Annotated in this window: 15 protein-coding genes, 1 pseudogene and 1 riboswitch; of the genes and pseudogenes, 10 read left to right on the forward strand and 6 right to left on the reverse strand. The window is 70.0% G+C overall.

Annotation, left to right across the window (positions count from 1 at the left end):
- Positions 1 to 138: 138 nt before the first annotated feature.
- Positions 139 to 1293 carry a cystathionine gamma-lyase gene (locus ACIBLA_RS35410; protein ID WP_363240071.1) on the reverse strand — a complete coding sequence of 385 codons (1155 nt, stop codon included), beginning with the start codon at positions 1291 to 1293 and terminating at the stop codon, positions 139 to 141.
- Between the two features lie 5 nt (positions 1294 to 1298).
- Positions 1299 to 1679 (reverse strand): phage holin family protein, encoded by a 381-nt coding sequence (locus tag ACIBLA_RS35415; protein WP_363240070.1) that lies wholly within the window; start codon positions 1677 to 1679, stop codon positions 1299 to 1301.
- Positions 1680 to 1693: 14 nt separating this feature from the next.
- Here ACIBLA_RS35415 and ACIBLA_RS35420 point away from each other — a divergent pair, with 14 nt between their 5' ends.
- From ACIBLA_RS35420 to ACIBLA_RS35435, 4 genes and pseudogenes are all read left to right on the forward strand, one after another.
- Positions 1694 to 2011 carry a cupin domain-containing protein gene (locus tag ACIBLA_RS35420; protein ID WP_363240069.1) on the forward strand — a complete coding sequence of 106 codons (318 nt, stop codon included), beginning with the start codon at positions 1694 to 1696 and terminating at the stop codon, positions 2009 to 2011.
- A gap of 194 nt (positions 2012 to 2205) precedes the next feature.
- The gene (locus ACIBLA_RS35425; RefSeq protein ID WP_363240068.1) at positions 2206 to 2421 is read left to right on the forward strand and encodes a DUF5326 family protein; all 216 of its coding nucleotides are present in this window, start codon (positions 2206 to 2208) and stop codon (positions 2419 to 2421) included.
- Between the two features lie 296 nt (positions 2422 to 2717).
- Positions 2718 to 2966: pseudogene (locus ACIBLA_RS35430) on the forward strand (helix-turn-helix domain-containing protein); the annotation flags it as partial.
- A gap of 204 nt (positions 2967 to 3170) precedes the next feature.
- Positions 3171 to 3605: an SsgA family sporulation/cell division regulator gene (locus ACIBLA_RS35435; protein ID WP_363240067.1), complete on the forward strand. Its 435-nt coding sequence runs from the start codon at positions 3171 to 3173 to the stop codon at positions 3603 to 3605.
- 17 nt (positions 3606 to 3622) lie between these two features.
- Here the strand turns inward: ACIBLA_RS35435 and ACIBLA_RS35440 are convergent, their stop codons facing one another.
- Complete coding sequence (locus ACIBLA_RS35440) at positions 3623 to 5005, reverse strand: YibE/F family protein (RefSeq protein WP_363240066.1); 1383 nt, start codon at positions 5003 to 5005, stop codon at positions 3623 to 3625.
- Positions 5006 to 5076: 71 nt separating this feature from the next.
- Positions 5077 to 5219, forward strand: a riboswitch (TPP riboswitch).
- Here ACIBLA_RS35440 and thiC point away from each other — a divergent pair.
- Entirely contained in the window at positions 5214 to 6956 is a 1743-nt protein-coding gene (gene thiC, locus ACIBLA_RS35445) for a phosphomethylpyrimidine synthase ThiC (protein ID WP_363240065.1), read from the forward strand. It overlaps the preceding riboswitch by 6 nt.
- A gap of 62 nt (positions 6957 to 7018) precedes the next feature.
- On the opposite strand, the gene ACIBLA_RS35450 is transcribed toward thiC, so the two are convergent.
- From ACIBLA_RS35450 to ACIBLA_RS35460, 3 genes are all read right to left on the reverse strand, one after another.
- Complete coding sequence (locus tag ACIBLA_RS35450) at positions 7019 to 7837, reverse strand: hypothetical protein (RefSeq protein ID WP_363240064.1); 819 nt, start codon at positions 7835 to 7837, stop codon at positions 7019 to 7021.
- A gap of 147 nt (positions 7838 to 7984) precedes the next feature.
- The gene (locus tag ACIBLA_RS35455) at positions 7985 to 9367 is read right to left on the reverse strand and encodes a metallophosphoesterase (protein WP_399200941.1); all 1383 of its coding nucleotides are present in this window, start codon (positions 9365 to 9367) and stop codon (positions 7985 to 7987) included.
- Positions 9368 to 9593: 226 nt separating this feature from the next.
- A complete protein-coding gene (locus ACIBLA_RS35460) occupies positions 9594 to 10706 on the reverse strand; it encodes a LacI family DNA-binding transcriptional regulator (protein ID WP_363240062.1) in 1113 nt (370 codons plus the stop codon).
- A gap of 469 nt (positions 10707 to 11175) precedes the next feature.
- On the opposite strand from ACIBLA_RS35460, the gene hisC reads away from it, so the two are divergent.
- The 5 genes from hisC (at position 11176) to ACIBLA_RS35485 (ending at position 20649) form a co-directional block, all read left to right on the forward strand.
- Positions 11176 to 12270 carry a histidinol-phosphate transaminase gene (gene hisC / locus ACIBLA_RS35465; protein WP_363240061.1) on the forward strand — a complete coding sequence of 365 codons (1095 nt, stop codon included), beginning with the start codon at positions 11176 to 11178 and terminating at the stop codon, positions 12268 to 12270.
- Positions 12271 to 12502: 232 nt separating this feature from the next.
- On the forward strand, positions 12503 to 14032 hold the full coding sequence (locus ACIBLA_RS35470) for a cytochrome ubiquinol oxidase subunit I (RefSeq protein ID WP_363240060.1): 1530 nt from the start codon (positions 12503 to 12505) through the stop codon (positions 14030 to 14032).
- Between the two features lie 24 nt (positions 14033 to 14056).
- On the forward strand, positions 14057 to 15058 hold the full coding sequence (gene cydB / locus ACIBLA_RS35475) for a cytochrome d ubiquinol oxidase subunit II (RefSeq protein ID WP_363240059.1): 1002 nt from the start codon (positions 14057 to 14059) through the stop codon (positions 15056 to 15058).
- A gap of 36 nt (positions 15059 to 15094) precedes the next feature.
- Entirely contained in the window at positions 15095 to 18877 is a 3783-nt protein-coding gene (gene cydD, locus ACIBLA_RS35480; protein ID WP_363240058.1) for a thiol reductant ABC exporter subunit CydD, read from the forward strand.
- A 20-nt stretch (positions 18878 to 18897) separates the two neighbouring features.
- Positions 18898 to 20649 carry a GAF domain-containing protein gene (locus ACIBLA_RS35485; RefSeq protein ID WP_363240057.1) on the forward strand — a complete coding sequence of 584 codons (1752 nt, stop codon included), beginning with the start codon at positions 18898 to 18900 and terminating at the stop codon, positions 20647 to 20649.
- Positions 20650 to 20740 lie beyond the last annotated feature (91 nt).

Here is a 20740-nt window from a genome sequence, read left to right on the forward strand (position 1 = left end):
CGCTACGGTGATTGGACACTGACGCAGAGTCAATTAGCCTTGTGAACGTGGTTCTTCGCGCGTGGAACCCGGGGGCGGCCCGAGCCACGAGGGGGGAGGCTCGGACCGCCCGTTCCGCTTCGAGGGTCCGGCAGGTCCTCAGGGTGCGGCTTCGGTCAGCGCGCGCAGCACGTCCGCGATGAGGTCGTCGGGGTCCTCGGCGCCCACGGAGAACCGGATGAAGCCCTCCGGTACGGCGTCGCCGCCCCACCGTCCCCGCCGTTCCGCGGTCGACCGCAGTCCGCCGAAGCTCGTCGCGTCGTCCACCAGCCGCAGCCCGTCCAGGAAGCGATCGGCGTGCTCACGGTCGGGCAGGACGAACGACACCACGCACCCGAAGCGGCGCATCTGCGTGGACGCGACGGCGTGCGAGGGATCGTCGGTCAGTCCGGGGTAGCGCAGCCCGCTCACGTCGGCGTGCCCGCCCAGCGCCCGCGCGAGCAGCAGCGCGCTCGCGCACTGCCGGTCGAGGCGCAGTTGGAGAGTGGCCAGTGAGCGGTGGGCGAGCCAGGCCTCCATCGGTCCGGGGATGGCACCGGCGATCTTGCGCCAGCGCCGTACACCGGCGGCCAGTTCGGGATTCTCGCAGGTCACATGCCCCAGGAGGATGTCGCCGTGGCCTGTCATGCCCTTGGTGTCGCTGGCCACGGAGAAGTCCGCGCCGAGTTCCAGGGGGCGCTGGCCGAGCGGGGTGGCGAGGGTGTTGTCGACGGCGACGAGGGCGCCCTGTTCGTGCGCCGCCCGGACGAGGCGGCGGATGTCGCAGACGTCGAGTCCGGGGTTGGACGGGGTCTCGATCCACAGCAGCCGGGCACCGGCCAGCACGTCGAGCTGCGCGTCACCGCCGGTGGGCGCGGTCCGTACCTCGATGCCGTACGCCGTGAGCTGCTCCCGCAGCAGCGGCAGCGCCTGATAGCCGTCGTCCGGCAGCACGACCGCGTCGCCGGTGCGCAGCTGGGAGAAGAGGACCGCCGAGATCGCGGCCATCCCGGAGGCGAAGGCGACCGTCTCGACGGCCCGGCCGGGGGCCTCCAGCTCGCCGATGGCCCGTTCCAGATGGGTCCAGGTGGGGTTGGTGTCGCGGCCGTAGGTGTACGGGCCGGTCGGCTCGCCCGGCAGATGGAAGTGGGCGGCGAACACCGGTCCCGGCATGGTCGGTTCGTACTTCACCGGTTCGGGCAGCCCGGCCCGTACGACGCGTGTGCCGTCCCCCACCGCGTGGTCCGGACCGGGGGCGGCTGTCCCGCTTGCCATGGGGGTCAGTCCTTGTCGTCGGGGAGCACGACGTTCAGCGCCCACGACACGATCGAGATGATGAGGCCGCCGAGCACGGCCGTCCAGAAGCCCTCGACATGGAAGCTCAGGTCGAGCTTGTCGGCGAGCCAGGAGGTGAGCATGAGCATCAGCGCGTTCACGACCAGGGTGAACAGGCCCAGGGTGACGATGAACAGCGGCAGCGTGAGGAGCTGGACTATCGGTTTGACGACGAAATTCACCAAACCGAAGATCAGCGCGACGACGACCAGCGCGAGAGCCTTCTTGCCGGTGCTGTCACCGGTCAGCGTGATGTCATTGATCAGCCAGATCGCCACGGCCAGGGCACCGGCGTTGGCGATCGTCTTGACTACGAAATTCTTCATGATGAGATCGTGGCATGAAGGCATTCCGACTTGACGAGCTGGAGGCGGAACGTGCCGCCAACGATGGGGCATATCTGCAGTTTGTGCGGGAACGGTCCATGTCCGTCGGCCTGTACGCACTGGATGCCGGCGCCACGGACCCGCAGCAGCCGCACCGCCAGGACGAGGTCTACTTCGTCGTGAGCGGGCGGGCGTCGATCACCGTGGGCATGGAGACGACGCAGGTCGGGCGCGGCAGCGTCGTCTATGTCCCGGCCGGTCAGCCGCACAAGTTCCACCACATCAGCGAGGACCTGCGGGTCATGGTCGTCTTCTCGCCGCCGGAGGGATGAGGCCGGGTGCGGCTCAGGGTGTGAGTGGCGACCGGGGACCCTCATCACTTTCGTCAGGGTCGGATCAGGGGAGTTCCAGGGCTCCGGGACCTCCGCTCCGGCCCGCGCCGCTCTAGCATCGAAGGCAGCGGGAACGTAGCTCACGTATTCACGCTCCTTCATGCTTCAGGCACTCACGGAACGAGGTAGGGACGATGGCGGTACGGGAGATTGTTTCGGGAATGCCCTGGTGGGTGAAGTGGATCGCGCTGCCCGTGGTCGTTCTCGTCGTGTTCGGCGGGCTGATCGCGAGCGTGGTCGGGTTTGTAATCGGGCTGCTCTTCAAGGTGCTGATCCTGGTGGCCCTGGTCGGCGGGCTCGTCTTCGCCGTGCGGAAGTTCACGTCGTCGTCCTCGCGCGGCGGCTGGTAGGCCGCGCCGCCGCCCCCGCCCTCGCCGCCCCCGCCGGGGCGGCCCCCGCGCCCGCGCCGTTAGCCCGCGCGGGGGAACGGCGTAGACGAAACCGCTCCCTCCTCAGAAGCTGCCATTAGAGTGGCAAGCCTCTTCCGCATCCTGCGAAAAGAGCGTCGAAGGTCACTCTGGCCAACGCTTTGTACGAGTTCTCGGCGCCGGGCCTCAGACTCTGTCCGAGGCCCCCAGGGTGCGGCGGGCGCGGGGGCGGCCCCCGCGAGCGGGCGCACGCCCGTCAGTACGCCTGGGGGTGACCTTTGGCCACAGCGACCACCTCAGCTGCTCCTACCTTGATCGGTTCGGTGCGGCGTGCGCTGCGCCTGCTGGAGTCGGCCGGCGCCCATCCGAACGGCGCCACGGCGAAACAACTCGCGCGCGAGGCCGGTATCCCCCTCGCCACCACCTATCACCTGTTGCGCACCCTGACCCACGAGGGCTATCTCCGCCGGGAGAAGGGGCTGTTCCTGCTCGGGGACGCGGTGGACCGGCTGGTCAACAGCCCCGCCCCGCAGCGGGCGGAAACCTGATCGGCTCGCTGGAATTCTCTATCAGTATCTGAAATATCACTCCTTGTGATCTGTTACCGCGTGCTGGACGATAAAGAAGAGGATCAAGGGGCATCAGTATCGGACGTTTCACACCTTAAACCTCCGAAATCCCTCTTATTTCTTACTCTCCGTAACTTTCCGTCATCCACTGCGGGGCACCTGATGCGCGAGTCGGTCCAGGCCGAAGTCCAGATGAGTTTCCTCGTCTCCGAAGAGCTGTCATTCCGCATTCCCGTGGAACTCCGTTACGAGACGGCTGACCCCTACGCGGTACGGATGACGTTCCATCTGCCCGGCGACGCCCCGGTCACCTGGGCCTTCGGCCGCGAACTGCTGGTCGACGGCATCAACGAGCCCAGCGGCGACGGCGATGTGTACATCTCGCCGACCCAGCCCGATGAACTCTCCGACGTCCACATCAGACTCCAGGTCGGCACCGAGCACGCCCTGTTCCGGGTCAGCGCGCCGCCGCTGGTCGCCTTCCTCGACCGGACGGACCGGCTGGTCCCGCTCGGCCATGAGATGACGCTCGGGGACTTCGAGAGGGACCTGGAGGAGACCCTCGGCCGCATCCTCGCCGAGGAGAACGCGGGCTGAGGCTCCCTGAACGAGAGTTATGCCTTACGGCGCCGCCCGCCGCCACCGCGCAACCCGGCCAAGCCAGCCAGTCCGCCCGGCCCAGACGCCCCCGGCGCCCTCGTCGACCCCGCTTCCATGGACGGTCCCGACGCCCCCGGACGGTCCGCCGACACCACCAGCGCGGCCAGCGCCGTGGTCACCGGCACCGAGGCGACCAGCCCGATCGAGCCCACCAGAGTCCGTACGATCTCCTGGGCCACCAGCTCACTGGTGGCCACCGTCGCCACACTCGACTCCGCGATCGAGAAGAGCAGCAGCAGCGGCAACGCCGCACCCGCGTAGGCCAGTACGAGCGTGTTGACCACCGACGCGATGTGGTCGCGGCCGATCCGGAGCCCCGCCCGGTACAGAGCGCGGGGGCCCATGTCCGGGTCCGCCTGCCGCAACTCCCACACCGCCGACGTCTGGGTGACCGTCACATCGTCCAGCACACCGAGCGATCCGATGATGACGCCCGCCAGCAGCAGACCGCTCATGTCGATCTCCGGATACAGCCCGTGGATCAGCCCGGTGTTGTCGTCCGTGTTGCCCGTCAGGCTCGCCCAGCCGATGAACAGCGAGCCCAGCAGCCCGATCAGCAGCAGTGAGATCAGCGTGCCGAGCACGGCCACCGACGTACGGGCCGTCAGACCGTGGCACAGATACAGCGCGATCAGCATGATCGCGCTCGACCCGACCACCGCCACGATCAGCGGATTCGAGCCCTGGAGAATCGCAGGCAGGATGAACAGGGTCAGTACGGCGAACGAGATGACGAGCGCGACCAGTGCCATCAGCCCGCGCAGCCGCCCCACCACGACCACCGCGAGCGCGAAGAGCCCGGCCAGCAGCGCCATCGGCGTCGTACGGTTCACGTCCGTGACCGAGTACTGGAGATCACGCGGAGCGTCGGGGGCGTAAGCCACCACAACGCCCTGTTTCACGTGAAACTGCCGCGGTGCGTCCGGCTGGACGATCTCGACGAACGTACGCCCCTTGTTCTTCCCGGTCGTCACCTCGACCGTCGCCTTGACACAGTCCCCGGACTGGCGCTGCTCCGCCTCCCGGCCCTCCGGCGTCGACGTGTCGCCCGTCGACGGGACCTGGCCGGCGTTGACGTCCTTGCAGTCGATCTTCTCGATTTTCACCACCTCGCCCTGCTCGGTCTGCCGGTCGAAGCCGACACCGGTGCGTTCGTGCGCAGGGGCACCGCCGGGCCAGAGCACGACGAGCCCGACAACGACGGCCGTCGCGAAGGGAATCAGCACCGCGGCGATGACCTTGCGCAGGTGCTTGGAGACCGGCGCGGCCGGACCATGGCTGTGCGAGTGGCCGTGCCCGTGGCCGTGCGTATCGGGTGTCTGCTGGGATGAGGTCACCGACCGATCATCGCAAGAACGACGGGGGCCCTCTGTTCAGCACGCCCGACATCGCGTTAGCGTGGTGGTGCCTTTACACACGCGGGAGCTCGGAGCACCGGGCTGAGAGGACGCTGACTGTGGAGTTCCGGGGTCTCCCCGGATCCCTGAGCTGCGTCGACCGCCGAACCTGTTACCGGGTAATGCCGGCGTAGGGAGTAGGTCTCATATGACCGTTCAGGACACACGCACGTCCATCGGCTGGCACAAGGGATATGTGGAGGGTTCACGCCCCGACCTCCGGGTGCCCGTCCGTCAGGTGCACCTCACCACCGGCGACGACGTGACGCTGTACGACACGTCGGGGCCGTACACCGATCCCACCGTTGACACCGACGTACGGCGCGGGCTCGCACCGCTCCGGGAGAACTGGATCATCGGCCGCGGCGACACCGAGGAGTACGCGGGCCGCCCCGTCCGCCCCGAGGACGACGGCCTCAAACACACCTCGCCACGCGGCGGGCTACGCAATCTCGACGCGGTCTTCCCCGGCCGCCCGCGCCAGCCGCGCCGGGGCCGCGAGGGGCAGGCGGTGACCCAACTCGCGTACGCCCGGCGGGGCGACATCACCCCGGAGATGGAGTACGTCGCCATCCGGGAGAACGTCCCGCCCGAGGTCGTACGCGACGAGATCGCCGCGGGCCGCGCCGTACTGCCGGCCAACGTCAACCACCCGGAGATCGAGCCGATGATCATCGGCAAGCGGTTCCTGGTGAAGGTCAACGCCAACATCGGCAACTCCGCGGTCACTTCCTCCATCGAGGAGGAGGTGGACAAGATGACCTGGGCGACCAAGTGGGGCGCCGACACGGTCATGGACCTCTCCACCGGCCGTAACATCCACACCACCCGTGAGTGGGTGCTGCGCAACTCCCCCGTCCCCATCGGCACCGTGCCGCTCTACCAGGCGCTGGAGAAGGTCGACGGCAAGGCCGAGGAGCTGACCTGGGAGATCTACAAGGACACGGTGATCGAACAGGCCGAGCAGGGCGTCGACTACATGACCGTCCACGCGGGCGTGCTGCTGCGGTACGTACCGCTGACGGCCCGCCGCAAGACCGGCATCGTCTCGCGCGGCGGCTCGATCATGGCGGCGTGGTGCCTGGCGCACCACCAGGAGTCGTTCCTGTACGAGAACTTCGAGGAGCTGTGCGACATCCTCGCGACGTACGACGTGACGTACTCCCTCGGTGACGGTCTTCGCCCCGGCTCGATCGCCGACGCCAACGACGAGGCGCAGTTCGCTGAGCTGCGGACGCTGGGCGAGCTGAACACCATCGCCAAGCGGCACCACGTACAGACCATGATCGAGGGTCCGGGCCATGTCCCGATGCACAAGATCAAGGAGAACATTGACCTTCAGCAGGAGATCTGCGAGGAGGCGCCGTTCTACACGCTCGGCCCGCTGACGACGGATGTCGCCCCGGCGTACGACCACATCACCTCCGGCATCGGCGCCGCGATGATCGCCTGGTGGGGTACGGCGATGCTCTGCTACGTGACGCCCAAGGAGCATCTGGGCCTGCCGAACCGCGACGACGTGAAGACCGGAGTCATCACGTACAAGATCGCGGCGCACGCGGCGGATCTGGCCAAGGGGCATCCGGGGGCGCAGGAGTGGGACGACGCGCTGTCGGACGCGCGGTTCGAATTCCGCTGGGAGGACCAGTTCAATCTGGCGCTCGACCCGGACACGGCACGGGAGTTCCACGACGAGACGCTGCCCGCCGAGCCGGCGAAGACCGCGCATTTCTGCTCGATGTGCGGACCGAAATTCTGTTCGATGAAGATTTCCCACGATATCCGGCGTGATCACGGCGGTTCGCAGGACGAGATCGAGGCGGGCATGGCGGCCAAGTCGAAGGAGTTCGCGGCGAACGGCAACCGGGTCTATCTGCCCCTTGCGGACTGACCTTCGGCAGTGACGGTGGGAGGCCCCCGACGTGACCGGTCGGGGGCCTTCGCACCGCGGGCTCACTCCGGCTGGTGCTCGGGCCCGCCGTAGTCGGGACTGGAGAAGTCCGGGCTGGAGAACGTCGGGCGCTGGCCCGCCGTCGCGCCGTCGCCGGGGCTGGAGAAGTCCGGGCGGCTGTAGCCCATCTTCGGCAGATGCTGCGCCGGGCGGGCCTTCGGCGCCGGCTCGACGTCGGGCGCGGCCAGCGCCTCCCGCAGGAACGGCAGAATGCCCCGTTCCAGTACGGCGACGCGCCATGCCTCGCGGGCCCGTGACACCTCGTCGGGCCAGTCGCCTTCCGTCTCACCGGCCGGGACCTGCGTCGCGGCGTTGCGCAGGGCCGTGATCAGCAGCCCGGCCCCGGCGACGGCCAGGCCGAGGGCCGCGACGGCGCCGAAGAACCAGCCGACGGTCAGCAGCGTGCCGGAGAAGGCGGGCACCGGGCTGAGCATTCTCAGGCTGTAGCCGACGAGCAGGAAGACGAGGGCCGCGGCGCCCGCCAGGACCGGCACCAGGACGGCGACGACGGCGGCGAGACCCGCGCCGGTCTCGGCGGTCCCGTGCATCGCCGGACTGAGAACCGAGTTGCCCGCCGGTGTGGCGGCCGGGGCACGGAATTCCTCGCGGACCTTCGCGTAGTGCTCGTACTCCGTCGCCGCGGTGGCGGTTATCAGAGACGTCGCGTTGAGAGCCATGGTGCGCAGTTGTTCGGTATTGAGCCGCTGTCCGACATCGGCCAGATCCGGACGGTCGTGCGCATGGCGCAGCGTCTCGTCGAGAATCCGCTCGAAATCGGCGCGATCCTCGGTCAGCAGATGCGGAGCGCTGTTCATGTGCATCCCCCGATGCTCCGTAGGGCCGGATTGCCCGCTGTGAACGGCCAATTGGCGAAAACGGAGGAGAGCCTGCTACGGATGAGCCGATGGTAGAGCGGTTAAGGCACGGGGTGACAGGGGGTTCACCGAAAACACCTGCCCCCACTCTGTTCAGTTATGCAACGGGAGCCGTACGACCAGAAGCTTTCCGGCCATGGTCACGCCGCCGTCCATGGCGATGGCGAGCCCGTCCGCGTACACATGCGGTCCGTCGACCACGGGCCCGGAGCTGTCCTCGCCGTCCGACGCGTCCTCGGTGCCGACTTCGCCGAGCAGATAAGGAATCGGGCTGTGGCCGTGGACGATTCGCCGTCCGCCGTACGCCGCCATCAGCTCCCTGGCCGCCTCCGGGCCACCGCTGTCGCGGAACGCGAAGCGCTTGGTGAGCTTGCGGAAGATGTCCCAGCACTCGTCCGCGTCGTTGCGGGTGAGGATGGCGCGGACGTTGTCGTTGACGTCCTCGATGGTGGTGCCGTAGTCGAGATACGCGGTCGTGTCGGAGTGCATCAGCAGATGCCCGTCCTCCTCGACCAGGGCGTCGAGCCGGGACATCCACTGGAGATGGACGTCCTGGAGGCGCTCCATGTCCGTCTTCTGACCGCCGTTCAGCAACCAGGCGGCCTGGAAGGTGGCGGTGCCGGCACCGGAGTTGACGGGGGTGTCGCCGAACCGCCGGGCGCCGAGCAGCAGCAGTTCGTGATTGCCCATCAGGGCCTTGCAGTAGCCGCCGGCGGCGGCGGCCTCGGCGGAGAGCCGCATGACGAGGTCGATGACGCCGACGCCGTCGGGTCCCCGGTCGGTGAAGTCGCCGAGGAACCAGAGGCGGGTGTTGCCGGCGGCCCAGCTGCCCTCGTCGTCGATGAGGCCCTGTTCGGCGAGGGCGGCGACGAGTTCGTCGAGATAGCCGTGAACGTCGCCGACGACGAAGAGGGGGCCGAGGGTGTCCGGGTCGGCGGGGCTCTCGGCCGTTGTCTCGGGGCGCAGTACGCGCACGGTGTCGCCGCGGTTGATGACGGGGAGGTCGCGCTCGGTGGGGGTGTAGCCCTCGGGGACCTCGTCGTGCGGGACGGCGTTGCCGGGGTGGCCGGAAGGGGCGGTTTCGGCGGTAGGCGCGGCGGCGGGTGCGGCGGGCGGCGCCGGCGGTGTCACGGCCGTGGCCGGGACGCCCGGAAGCGTACCGACCAGGCTGCGCGGATCGGGGCGTGACGAGGCGTCAGGGGCGTTCGTGACCCTCTGCGGATTGGTCCGGGGCCCGCTGCCCGGCTCGCCCACCGCGCCGGGCGTCTCGAACGCCACGGTCACGGGCGCCACAGGCGCCACGGGCGTGACGGCCATCGGCTCCCCGTCGGTCATCTCACCGCTCCGCACCGGCTGTTCGGGCGGCGCGGGCCGCTCCTCCTGCACGGGAACCTGCGTGTACGGCGGCACCCGGAAATCGCGCAACGTCGCCGTCCGCACCACGGGTCCCTGACCGGTCCCGGCCCCCTGCGTCATCGACCCCTCCACCACCGTCGCGCCTGGCGTACACCTCTCGGGCCCGCCTGATCGGGCGGGACATCCCCACCGGAGGTAGGGGAAGGTCCGCGGTGTCGTGCGCCCATCATAGGAATGCGGCCACCCCTGTGTGACGCACCAGGGGTGGTCAATCCGATTCCACCCACGTTTCACCGGCTGTTTTCACGCGGATCGCCCGAATTGCGTGTTCCGGATCCCGCCCGTGTCAGTCTCTCGCGGGAGACCTTGGAGCGCTGACCGTGGTGCGGGGCGGGCGCCGTTGGGACGAGGTCCGGACGATCAGCTCCGTCGGTATCACCTGCTCGACGGGGCGCCCGGTGTCGATTCCCTCGATGGCGTCGATGAGGAGTTGTACGACGGCGGTGCCGATACGGCGCGGCTTGAGCGAGAGCGTCGTGATGGGCGGTTCGGTGGTCGCGTACACGGTGGACTCGCTGCAGCAGACCAGCAGCAGGTCCTCGGGCACCCGCAGGCCGTACCGCCGGGCGGCGGCGAGCAGGTCGGTGCCGTTGGGGTCGAAGAGGCCGTACACGGCGTCGGGGCGGTCGGGCCGGGCGAGCAGCCGGTCGGCGGCGACGGCCCCGGCGCAGGGGTCGTGCGCGGGGTAGGACTCGTAGACCGGGTCCTGTCCGACGCGCTCGCACCAGCGCAGATACGCGGTGGTGGAGAGGCGCGTGTAGGTGTCGGTGGTGGTCCCGGTGAGCAGCCCGATCCGGCGGGCGCCGGCCGCGGCGAGATGGTCGAGCAGATCGAGTACGGCGGCCTCGTGGTCGTTGTCGACCCAGGCGGTGACGGGGAGGGTGCCGGCCGGGCGGCCGTCGGAGACGACGGGCAGGCCCTGGCGGACGAGTTCGGTGACGACCGGGTCGTGGTCGGAGGGGTCGACGACGACGGTGCCGTCGAGTGCGACGTTCGACCAGACGTCGTGTCGGGAGGTGGCGGGGAGGATGACGAGGGCGTAGCCGCGGGCGAGTGCCGCGGAGGTCGCGGCCCGTGCCATCTCGGCGAAGTAGGCAAATTCGGTGAAGGTGAAAGGTTCATCCCCGTACGTGGTGACGGTCAGGCCGATCAGTCCCGACTTGCCGGTACGGAGGGTTCGGGCCGCGGCGGACGGGCGGTAGCCCAACCGCTCGGCGACCTCTCGGACATGGCGGCGTGTGGCGTCGGGTAACCGTCCCTTGCCGTTGAGCGCGTCGGAGACGGTCGTGATGGAGACACCGGCTGCGGCGGCCACGTCCCGGATGCCCGCCCGACCTTGCCGGCTGCCCCGGCGGGATGTGTCCGTCCGGCTCACCTGGTGTTTCCCTGCTGGTGTCATGGCGAGCCGATAGTAGGGCTCATCAAGGTGGTAAAGCCGGTCGCAGATTCACCTCCCAAGAGTCACGTTTCTGCATGATCAACAACGCTCAATAGGCATGGAAATGCAGGTCGTTGAGCGATTCGGTTGTTGTCTGTCAAGCGTTGAGCTGGATAGGCCTGGCGAGTGTCCGATGTCTCGAAGAGGTCTCAACTCACCCCCACGGGGGATGCGCGCCACGGAGCGAGCCACCGGCGCGCGCCAGGTTCGCTGGCGCTCCCCCTGTCATGGCCCGCTTTTCGGCGCCTCGACGGCGCCCTCGGAGGCTCCTCCGGACGCTGTCGCGGAGGCCGGTTCGGCGACCGCTGTTCGCAGGGCCCGGCAATCCTCTTAAGGTGAGCAGTATTGGTGCATCCGTATGAGGTGAGCCGGTCATGCGTACGGCCCCCAGAACGCCCCAGAACGCCCAGACGCCCGAGGAGGACCCGCGGTGAGCGAGACCAGCCCCAAGCTGCGCGCCGAGCTGGACGGCATTCCCACGTACAAGCCGGGCAGGCCGGCGGCGGCCGGCGGGCCCGTCGCGTACAAGCTGTCGTCCAACGAGAACCCCTACCCGCCACTGCCGGGCGTGATGGAGACCGTTCTGGCCTCGGCCGGTGCGTTCAACCGCTACCCCGACATGGCGTGCACCGGGCTGATGAGCGAGCTGGCCGACCGCTTCGGGGTGCCCGTCTCGCATCTCGCGACGGGTACCGGCTCCGTGGGTGTCGCCCAGCAACTGCTTCAGGCCACCTCGGGCCCCGGCGACGAGGTGATCTACGCGTGGCGCTCCTTCGAGGCGTACCCGATCATCACGCAGATCTCCGGTGCCACGTCGGTGAAGGTCCCGCTGGACGCGGACGAGACGCACGACCTGGACGCGATGGCGGACGCGATCACCGAGCGGACTCGGATGATCTTCGTCTGCAACCCCAACAACCCCACCGGCACCGTGGTGCGCCGGGCCGCGCTGGAGCGGTTCCTCGACCGGGTGCCCGGCGATGTGCTGGTGGTGCTGGACGAGGCGTACCGCGAGTTCATCCGTGCCGCCGCAGGTGGAGGAGGGGGTGTCCCCGACGGCGTCGAGATCTACCGGGAGCGGCCCAACGTGGCCGTGCTGCGGACCTTCTCCAAGGCGTACGGCCTCGCCGGTCTGCGGGTCGGCTTCGCCATCGCCCACGAGCCGGTGGCCGCCGCGCTGCGCAAGACCGCGGTGCCCTTCGGTGTGAGCCAGATCGCGCAGGACGCGGCGGTCGCCTCGCTGCGCGCCGAGGACGAGCTGCTGGGGCGGGTGGGGTCGCTGGTCGGTGAGCGCACGCGGGTGTACGACGCGCTGCGCGAGCAGGGCTGGACCGTGCCCGAGACGCAGGCCAACTTCGTGTGGCTGCGGCTGGGGGACCGTACGACCGACTTCGCGGCGGCGTGCGAGCGGGCCGGTGTGACGATCCGGCCGTTCGCGGGCGAGGGGGTACGGGTCACGATCGGCGAGTACGAGGCGAACGACCTGTTCCTGCACACGGCGGAGTCGTTCCGCAAGGAGATCTGAGCGGGCGCTCGGCGGGCCGTTTCCGGCGCGCGGTCACGGCGGGATGTTCGAAGGGGACCCCCCTTGAAGATCCGGTCGGGCCGTGCGCCATACTTTTGCTTGTGAATGTGAACGCGTTCACAAGCGCGGCTTTTGTTCCCTGGTTCTACTGGTTCCTCCCATTCCTACCGGGAGCTTCAGGGCAAGCTGCTGCCCCCGGCAAGGGGCCCGTAAGGAGAAGGAGAGAGATGACGTGGACATCGCACTGGCCCCCGAGACTCTCGCGCGATGGCAGTTCGGCATCACCACCGTCTACCACTTCCTCTTCGTCCCCCTGACGATCTCGCTCGCCGCGCTGACCGCCGGCCTGGAGACCGCCTGGGTGCGGACGTCGAACCCGAAGTACCTCAAGGCGACGAAGTTCTGGGGCAAGCTCTTCCTGATCAACATCGCGATGGGGGTCGTCACCGGCATCGTGCAGGAGTTTCAGTTCGGCATGAACTGGTCGGACTACTCCCGCTTCGTGGGCGACGTCTTCGGCGCCCCGCTCGCCTTCGAGGCGCTGATCGCCTTCTTCTTCGAATCCACCTTCATCGGCCTGTGGATCTTCGGCTGGGACAAGCTGCCCAAGAAGATCCATCTGGCCTGTATGTGGATGGTCTCGATCGGCACGATCCTCTCCGCCTACTTCATCCTGGCGGCCAACTCCTGGATGCAGCACCCGGTCGGCTACCGGATCAACGAGGAGCGCGGCCGGGCCGAGCTGACCGACTTCTGGGCCGTGCTGAGCCAGAACACCGCGCTCGCCCAGTTCTTCCACACCATGACGGCGGCCTTCATGGTCGGCGGCGCGTTCATGGTCGGCATCTCCGCCTTCCACCTCGCGCGCCGGGGGCGCAAGGGGCACCGCGAGAACATCCCGGTGATGCGGACCTCGCTGCGGCTCGGGCTGGTCACCCTGGTGACGGCAGGCCTGCTCACCGCTGTCAGCGGCGACACCCTCGGCAAGATCATGTACGAGCAGCAGCCGATGAAGATGGCAGCCGCCGAGGCACTGTGGGACGGCGAGGCGCCCGCGCCGTTCTCCCTCTTCGCCTACGGGGACGTGGAAAAGGGCCACAACAAGGTCGCCCTGGAGGTCCCCGGCCTGCTGTCCTTCCTCGCCCACAGCGACTTCGACTCCTTCGTCCCCGGCATCAACGACGTCCAGAAGGCCGAGCAGGAGAAGTACGGGCCCGGCGACTACCGGCCCAACATCCCCGTCGCGTACTGGGGCTTCCGCTGGATGATCGGCTTCGGTATGGCGTCGCTGGGCATCGGCCTCCTCGGACTCTGGCTGACCCGCCGGAAGTTCCTGCTGCCGAAGGCGCTGCGGACCGGCGAGGACGAGGTGCCGAATCTCGTACTCCTGCGCAACAAGGCGCTCAGCCCGCGCTTCGCCCACATGTACTGGCTCGTCGCCCTGTGGACGATGCTCTTCCCGCTGATCGCCAACTCCTGGGGCTGGATCTTCACCGAGACCGGGCGGCAGCCCTGGGTGGTGTACGGGGTGCTGCGCACCGCCGACGCCGTCTCCCCCGGCACGTCCCAGGGCGAGGTGCTGACCTCGATGATCGTCTTCACCCTGCTCTACGCGGTGCTCGCCGTCATCGAGGTCAAGCTGCTCGTGAAATACGTCAAGGCGGGACCGCCGGACCTCACGGACGACGACCTCAACCCACCCAAGAAGATCGGCGGCCACGACTCCGAGGACGCCGACCGCCCGATGGCCTTCTCGTACTGAGGACTTGAGGAGTTGATCTGAGTCATGGAACTCCACGACGTCTGGTTCGTGCTGATCGCCGTCCTGTGGACCGGCTACTTCTTCCTTGAGGGCTTCGACTTCGGGATCGGTGTCCTGACGAAGTTGCTCGCCCGGAACCGCAAGGAACGCAGGGTCCTCATCAACACCATCGGGCCCGTCTGGGACGGCAACGAGGTGTGGCTGCTGTCGGCGGGCGGCGCGACCTTCGCGGCGTTCCCCGAGTGGTACGCCACCCTCTTCTCCGGCTTCTATCTGCCGCTGCTGATCATCCTGGTCTGTCTGATCGTGCGCGGTGTCGCCTTCGAGTACCGCGCCAAGCGGCCCGAGGAGCGCTGGCAGCGCAACTGGGAGCACGCGATCTTCTGGACCTCGCTGCTGCCGGCGGTGCTGTGGGGTGTGGCGTTCGGGAACATCGTGCGCGGCGTGAAGATCGACGCGGACATGGAGTACGTGGGCAACCTGGCCGACCTGCTCAACCCCTACGCGCTCCTCGGGGGGCTGGTGACGCTGACCCTCTTCACCTTCCACGGCGCGGTGTTCGCCGCGCTCAAGACGGTGGGGGACATCCGGATGCGGGCACGGAAGCTGGCGTTCAGCCTGGGGCTGCTCACGGCCGTGCTGGCGCTCGGGTTCCTGAGCTGGACCCAGGCCGACGGCGGGGACGGGGCGAGCCTGGGCGCGATGGCCGTCGCCGTGGTGGCGCTGGCCGGTGCGGTCGTGGCGATCAGGGCAGGCCGCGAGGGGTGGTCGTTCGCGCTGTCCGGGATCACGATCGTGGCCGTCGTCGCGATGCTCTTCCTGACGCTTTTCCCGGACGTCATGCCGTCCTCGCTCAACGAGCAGTGGAGCCTGACGGTGACGAACGCGTCCTCGACGCCGTACACCCTGAAGATCATGACCTGGTGCGCGGGGATCGCGACGCCGGTGGTGCTGCTGTACCAGGGGTGGACGTACTGGGTCTTCCGTAAGCGCATCGGTACGCATCACATCGCGGACGCGCACTAGAACCATGTGCCTCGAACTGCTGGACGGGTGTTTCACGTGAAACCGATCGATCCGCGTCTGCTGCGGTACGCACGGGCCACCCGGCGCTTCCTGGTGGCGGTTGTGGTCCTGGGACTGGCCGGTGCCGGGCTGGTCGTGGCCCAGGCGGTGATCATCGCCGAGGTGGTGGTGGGGGCGTTCGAGGGCGGACTGGATGCCGCGGGGCTCCGTACGCCGCTGCTCCTGCTGGGCGCGGTCGCCGTCGGGCGCGCACTGGTCGCGTGGCTGACGGAGCTGGCGGCGCACCGGGCGAGCGCGGCGGTCAAGTCCGAGCTGCGGCGGCGGCTGCTGGAGCGGGCCGCCGAGCTGGGGCCGGGGTGGCTGAGCGGGCAGCGCACCGGCTCGCTCGTGGCGCTGGCGACCCGTGGCGTGGACGCGCTCGACGACTACTTCGCGCGCTATCTGCCGCAGCTCGGTCTCGCGGTGGTGGTGCCGGTCGCCGTACTGGCGCGGATCGTCACCGACGACTGGGTGTCGGCCGGTGTCATCGTGCTGACCCTGCCGCTGATTCCGCTGTTCATGGTGCTCATCGGGTGGGCCACCCAGTCCCGGATGGACCGTCAGTGGCAGTTGCTGTCACGGCTGTCGGGGCACTTCCTCGACGTGGTGGCCGGGCTGCCGACGCTGAAGGTCTTCGGGCGGGCGAAGGCGCAGGCGGAGTCGGTGCGGCGGATCACCTCGGAGTACCGGCGGGCCACGCTCCGCACGCTGCGGATCGCCTTCCTGTCGTCCTTCGCGCTGGAGCTGCTGTCGACGCTGTCGGTGGCGCTGGTGGCCGTGGGGATCGGGATGCGGCTGGTGCACGGGGACCTGGACCTCTACACGGGCCTGGTGGTGCTGATCCTGGCGCCGGAGGCGTATCTGCCGCTGCGGCAGGTGGGGGCGCAGTACCACGCGGCGGCGGAGGGGCTGGCGGCGGCGGAGGAGATCTTCGCGGTGCTGGAGACGGGGACCTCTGGTACGGGTGCGGGCTCGGGCTCGGGTTCGGGCGGCGGTGCGGATGTGCCGGGCTCGCCGCGGCTGGAGCTGGAGGGGGTGACGGTCCGCCACGAAGGCCGTACGGAACCGTCGTTGGCCGCGACCACGCTGGTGGTCGAGCCGGGGGAGACGGTCGCCCTGGTCGGGCCGAGCGGGGCCGGGAAGACGACGCTGCTCAACGTGCTGCTCGGTTTCACGGCGCCGACGGAGGGCCGCGTACGGGTGGGCGGCACCGACCTGTCGGCCCTGGACCTGGACCGCTGGCGCGAACAGATCGCCTGGGTGCCGCAGCACCCTTACCTCTTCGCGGGGACGATCACCGAGAACGTGACCCTGGCCCGCCCGGACGCGGATGCGGACGCCGTACGGAACGCGCTGCGCGACGCGGGGGCGTACGACTTCGTGACCGCACTCCCCCAGGGCCCGGACACCCTGCTGGGCGAGGACGGCACGGGCCTGTCGGCCGGCCAACGCCAACGCCTCGCCCTGGCACGGGCGTTCCTCGCGGACCGCCCACTGCTCCTGCTGGACGAGCCCACGGCGGCGCTGGACGGCGAGACGGAGTCGGGCCTCGCCGACGCGATCGGCCGACTGGCGGTGGGCCGCACGGTCATCCTGGTCATCCACCGCCCGGCCCTGCTGCCGGTGGCGGACCGGGTGATCGAACTGGGGGGCGGCACGACGGCTCCTGGCGGGGCGGATGGCGTGGTGCCTGGCGGCGCCATCGCGTCGGCCGGAGGCGACGCGGCCGGCGGTTCCGACAGCGCGGGTGCGTCGCGGTCGGGTGCCGGCGCTGACGGACGGCCCCTCGGGCCGTTCCCCGTGGATCGGACGGCGGGTGCGGACGGTGCGACCGACGGATCGGGCGTGGCACGCACCTGGCCGTTGGGCGCTGGTCGGACTCCGCCGTCGGCAACCTCGGCGGCTGGGCCGGGCACCGGAGCCGAGACGCCCTCCGGGCATGTGCCCACCCGGACTACGGCCGCCGACGGCGGCGGCGTCGAGGCCGGGGCTCACTTCCCCGGTGCCCGGTCAGGGGCCCACCCCCTCTCCCGTATGCGCGCCGCCGTCGGGGCCCTGCGGGGGCGGTTCGTGCTGGCGTTGGTGCTCGGGAGTCTGGCTCTCGGGTCCGCCGTCGGGCTCATGGCCGTGTCCGGGTGGCTCATTTCGCGGGCGTTCGAGCAGCCGCCCGTGCTGTATCTGATGGTCGCCGTGACCGCGACCCGCGCCTTCGGGATCGGGCGGGCCGTCTTCCGGTACGCCGAGCGGCTCGTCTCCCACGACGCCGTGCTGCGGATGCTCGCCGACCTCCGGGTCTCCGTCTACCGGCGGCTCGAACGCCTCGCCCCCGCCGGCCTGCGCGAGACCCGGCGCGGTGATCTGCTCTCCCGTCTCGTCGCCGACGTCGACGAACTCCAGGACTACTGGCTCCGCTGGCTGCTGCCGGTCGGCTCCGCCGTGCTCGTCGGCGCGGGCGCCGTCGGGTTCACCGGCTGGCTGCTGCCCGAGGCGGGCGCCGTACTGGCCGTCGGGCTGCTCGCCGCGGGCGTCGGCGTGCCGCTGGTGAGCGGCGCCCGCGCGCGCCGCGCCGAGCGGCGACTCGCCCCCGCGCGCGGCCTGCTGGCGACCCGAGTCGCCGAACTCCTCGACGGCTGCGCCGAACTGGCCGTCGCGGGCGCCCTCGGGAGCCGTATCCGCGCCGCCCGTGACGCCGACGCGACGCTGACGGCCATCGCCTCGCGTGGCGCGACCGCCACCGCGCTCGGCGGCGGACTGTCCGCGCTGATCTGCGGGCTGACGGTGGCGGGCGCCGCGTACGCCGGGGTGGGCGCCGTTCACGATGGGCGGCTTCCGGGGGTCGCGCTGGCCGTCGTCGTACTGACGCCGCTCGCCGCGTTCGAGGCGGTCGCCGGTCTGCCGCTCGCCGTGCAGTACCGGCAGCGGGCCGCGCGCAGCGCCGAGCGGGTGTGCGAGGTGCTGGACGCGCCCGTTCCCGTACGGGAGCCCGAGCGTCCTGCCGCCGCTCCCGCGACGCCGTTCCCGCTGGAGGTACGGGGGCTCTCGGCCCGGTACGCGGGGCAGGAGCGCGACGCGCTCACCGGCGTCGATCTGACCCTGACCGCCGGGAAGCGGGTGGCCGTCGTGGGGCCGTCCGGCGCGGGCAAGACGACGCTCGCGCAGGTGCTGCTGCGCTTCCTGGATGTGCGCGAGGGCGGCGTACGGCTCGGCGGCACGGACGCGGCGGCGCTGGACGGTGACACCGTGCGGCGCTTCGTCGGGCTGTGCGCGCAGGACGCGCACCTCTTCGACAGCTCCGTACGCGAGAACCTCGCCCTCGCCCGCCGGGACGCGACCGAGGACGACCTCCGCGACGCCCTGCGCCGCGCCCGCCTGCTGGACTGGGTCGACGGGCTGCCCTCGGGCCTCGACACGCTCGTCGGCGAGCACGGCGCTCAGCTCTCCGGGGGCCAGCGGCAGCGTCTCGCGCTGGCCCGCGCGCTCCTCGCCGACTTCCCCGTTCTCGTGCTGGACGAGCCCGCCGAACACCTCGACCTGCCGACCGCCGACGCGCTGACGGCGGACCTGCTGACGGCGACGGAGGGGCGTACGACGCTGCTCATCACCCATCGACTTCAGGGGCTCGACGCGGTCGACGAGGTGATCGTGCTCGACGACGGGCGTGCCGTTCAGCGGGGGCCGTACGCCGAGCTGGCCGCGGTGGAAGGGCCGCTGAGGAGGATGTTGGAGCGGGAGAGGGGACCGGTCGGCCTGATCGGTCAGCCGACTTTCCTCTCTAAATAGGACTAACTAGGGTCAAGGGTATGACAGTGCCCGAGCCTCAGAACTTCGCAGCGGACGACGCCGATGCGGCCCGCCGTCTCCAGGGCCTGTCCACCGAGCTGACCGCCCGCGTCCCGCAACTGCTCGAAGCCATGCGCTCCGTCGGCACCGGCCTCGAACTGCACGCCACCCTCGACCGGATCTGCGAGACGGCGGCCCGTCTCGTCGGCGCCCGCTACGCCGCGCTCGGCGTCGCCGACGAGGCGGGCGGCGGACTCGCCGACTTCGTCACCTACGGCGTGGAACCGGACGTCGCGCGGCGGATCGGCCGCCGCCCGGACGGCCACAGCGGACTGCTCGGTGAGCTGATGCGGCACCCCGACCCCATCCGGCTCGCGGACCTCACCGCCGATCCGCGCTCGGTCGGGTTTCCGCCGCACCACCCGCCGATGCGGACGTTCCTCGGCGTACCCATCCGCGTCCAGAGCGAGATCCTCGGGAACCTCTATCTCGCCGAGAAGCACGACGGCGCCGAATTCACCGACCACGACCAGCACATGGTGCGGGTGCTCGCGACCGAGGCGGGCCTCGCCATCGGCAACGCGCGGCTGTACGAGGCGGCCCGGCAGCGCGAGCGCTGGATCGACGGGTCGGTCGCGGTCACGACCGCGCTGCTCTCCGGCGAGGACGCCACCCACCCCGACCACACGGATCACCCCGACCACACGGATCACCCCGACCACGCCCTCACCGTCGTCGCCGAACAGGCCCGCAGGCTCGCCGGCTCGGCGGCCGGAGTCGTCCTGCTCCCGACGTCCGACGGAGGACTGGAGATCGTCGCCGTCTCGTCCGACACCCCGGTCGCGCCCATCGGCACCCGGCTCCCGGCCAAGAGCCCCGTCATCGCCAGACTCCTGGCCGGCGACGCCATCCACGTGGAGGACTCCAGCACCGACCCGCGCCTGATCTCCCCGCTCTCCGCCAAGTACGGCCCGAGCATGCTGCTGCCCCTGCACAGCGACGGCCGGGTACTCGGCGTACTCGCGTTGCCGCGCGACATCGGCGCCCGCCCCTTCACCGAGTCGGAGCGCTCGCTGGCCACCCGGTTCGCCTCGCAGGCGGCCCTCGCGCTGATGATGGCCGAGGCGCAGCGCGACCGGGAACGTATCGCCGTCTTCGAGGACCGCGACCGGATCGCCCGCGATCTCCACGACCTGGTCATCCAGCGCCTGTTCGCCGCCGGGATGATGCTGGAGACCGCGCAGCGGCGGTCGGACGTGCCCGAGGTTCGTACGGGGGTCGGCAAGGCGGTCGACGAACTGGACGTCACCATCCAGGAGATCCGTACGGCCATCTTCGCGCTGCAACAGGGCCCGGCCGAGGAGCCGTCCGGGCTGCGCACCCGCGTACTGCGCGAGATCAACATGGCCGCCGTGCCCCTCGGCTTCAGGCCCACCCACCGCTTCGTCGGCGCGATCGACTCGGCCGTCGGCGAACTCACCGGCAAGAACCTCATCGCGGCCCTCCGCGAAGCCCTCTCCAACACTTTCCGGCACGCACGGGCCTCACGTATCGAGGTCACAGTCGACGCCGACGCCGAACTGCCCGACGGCACCCGCGCCGTACGGCTGACGGTCGCCGACGACGGCGTGGGCATCCCGGAGGGCGGCCGGCGCAGCGGCCTGCGCAATCTGCGGCGGCGCGCCGAGTCGCTGGGCGGGTCGAGCGAGGTCGGGCCGGGGCTGGGCGAGGGCGGCGGGGGTACGGCGGTGATCTGGCGGGCCCCGCTCTAGTGTTCTGAGTCGGTAATTCGTCGGCAGTATGAGGCCAGTGATTCGAGGATTTGGTCCGCGGTCTTCGTCCAGACGAACGGCTTGGGGTCTT

It is taken from the genome of Streptomyces sp. NPDC050433 (assembly GCF_044458565.1).
Classification (GTDB): domain Bacteria; phylum Actinomycetota; class Actinomycetes; order Streptomycetales; family Streptomycetaceae; genus Streptomyces.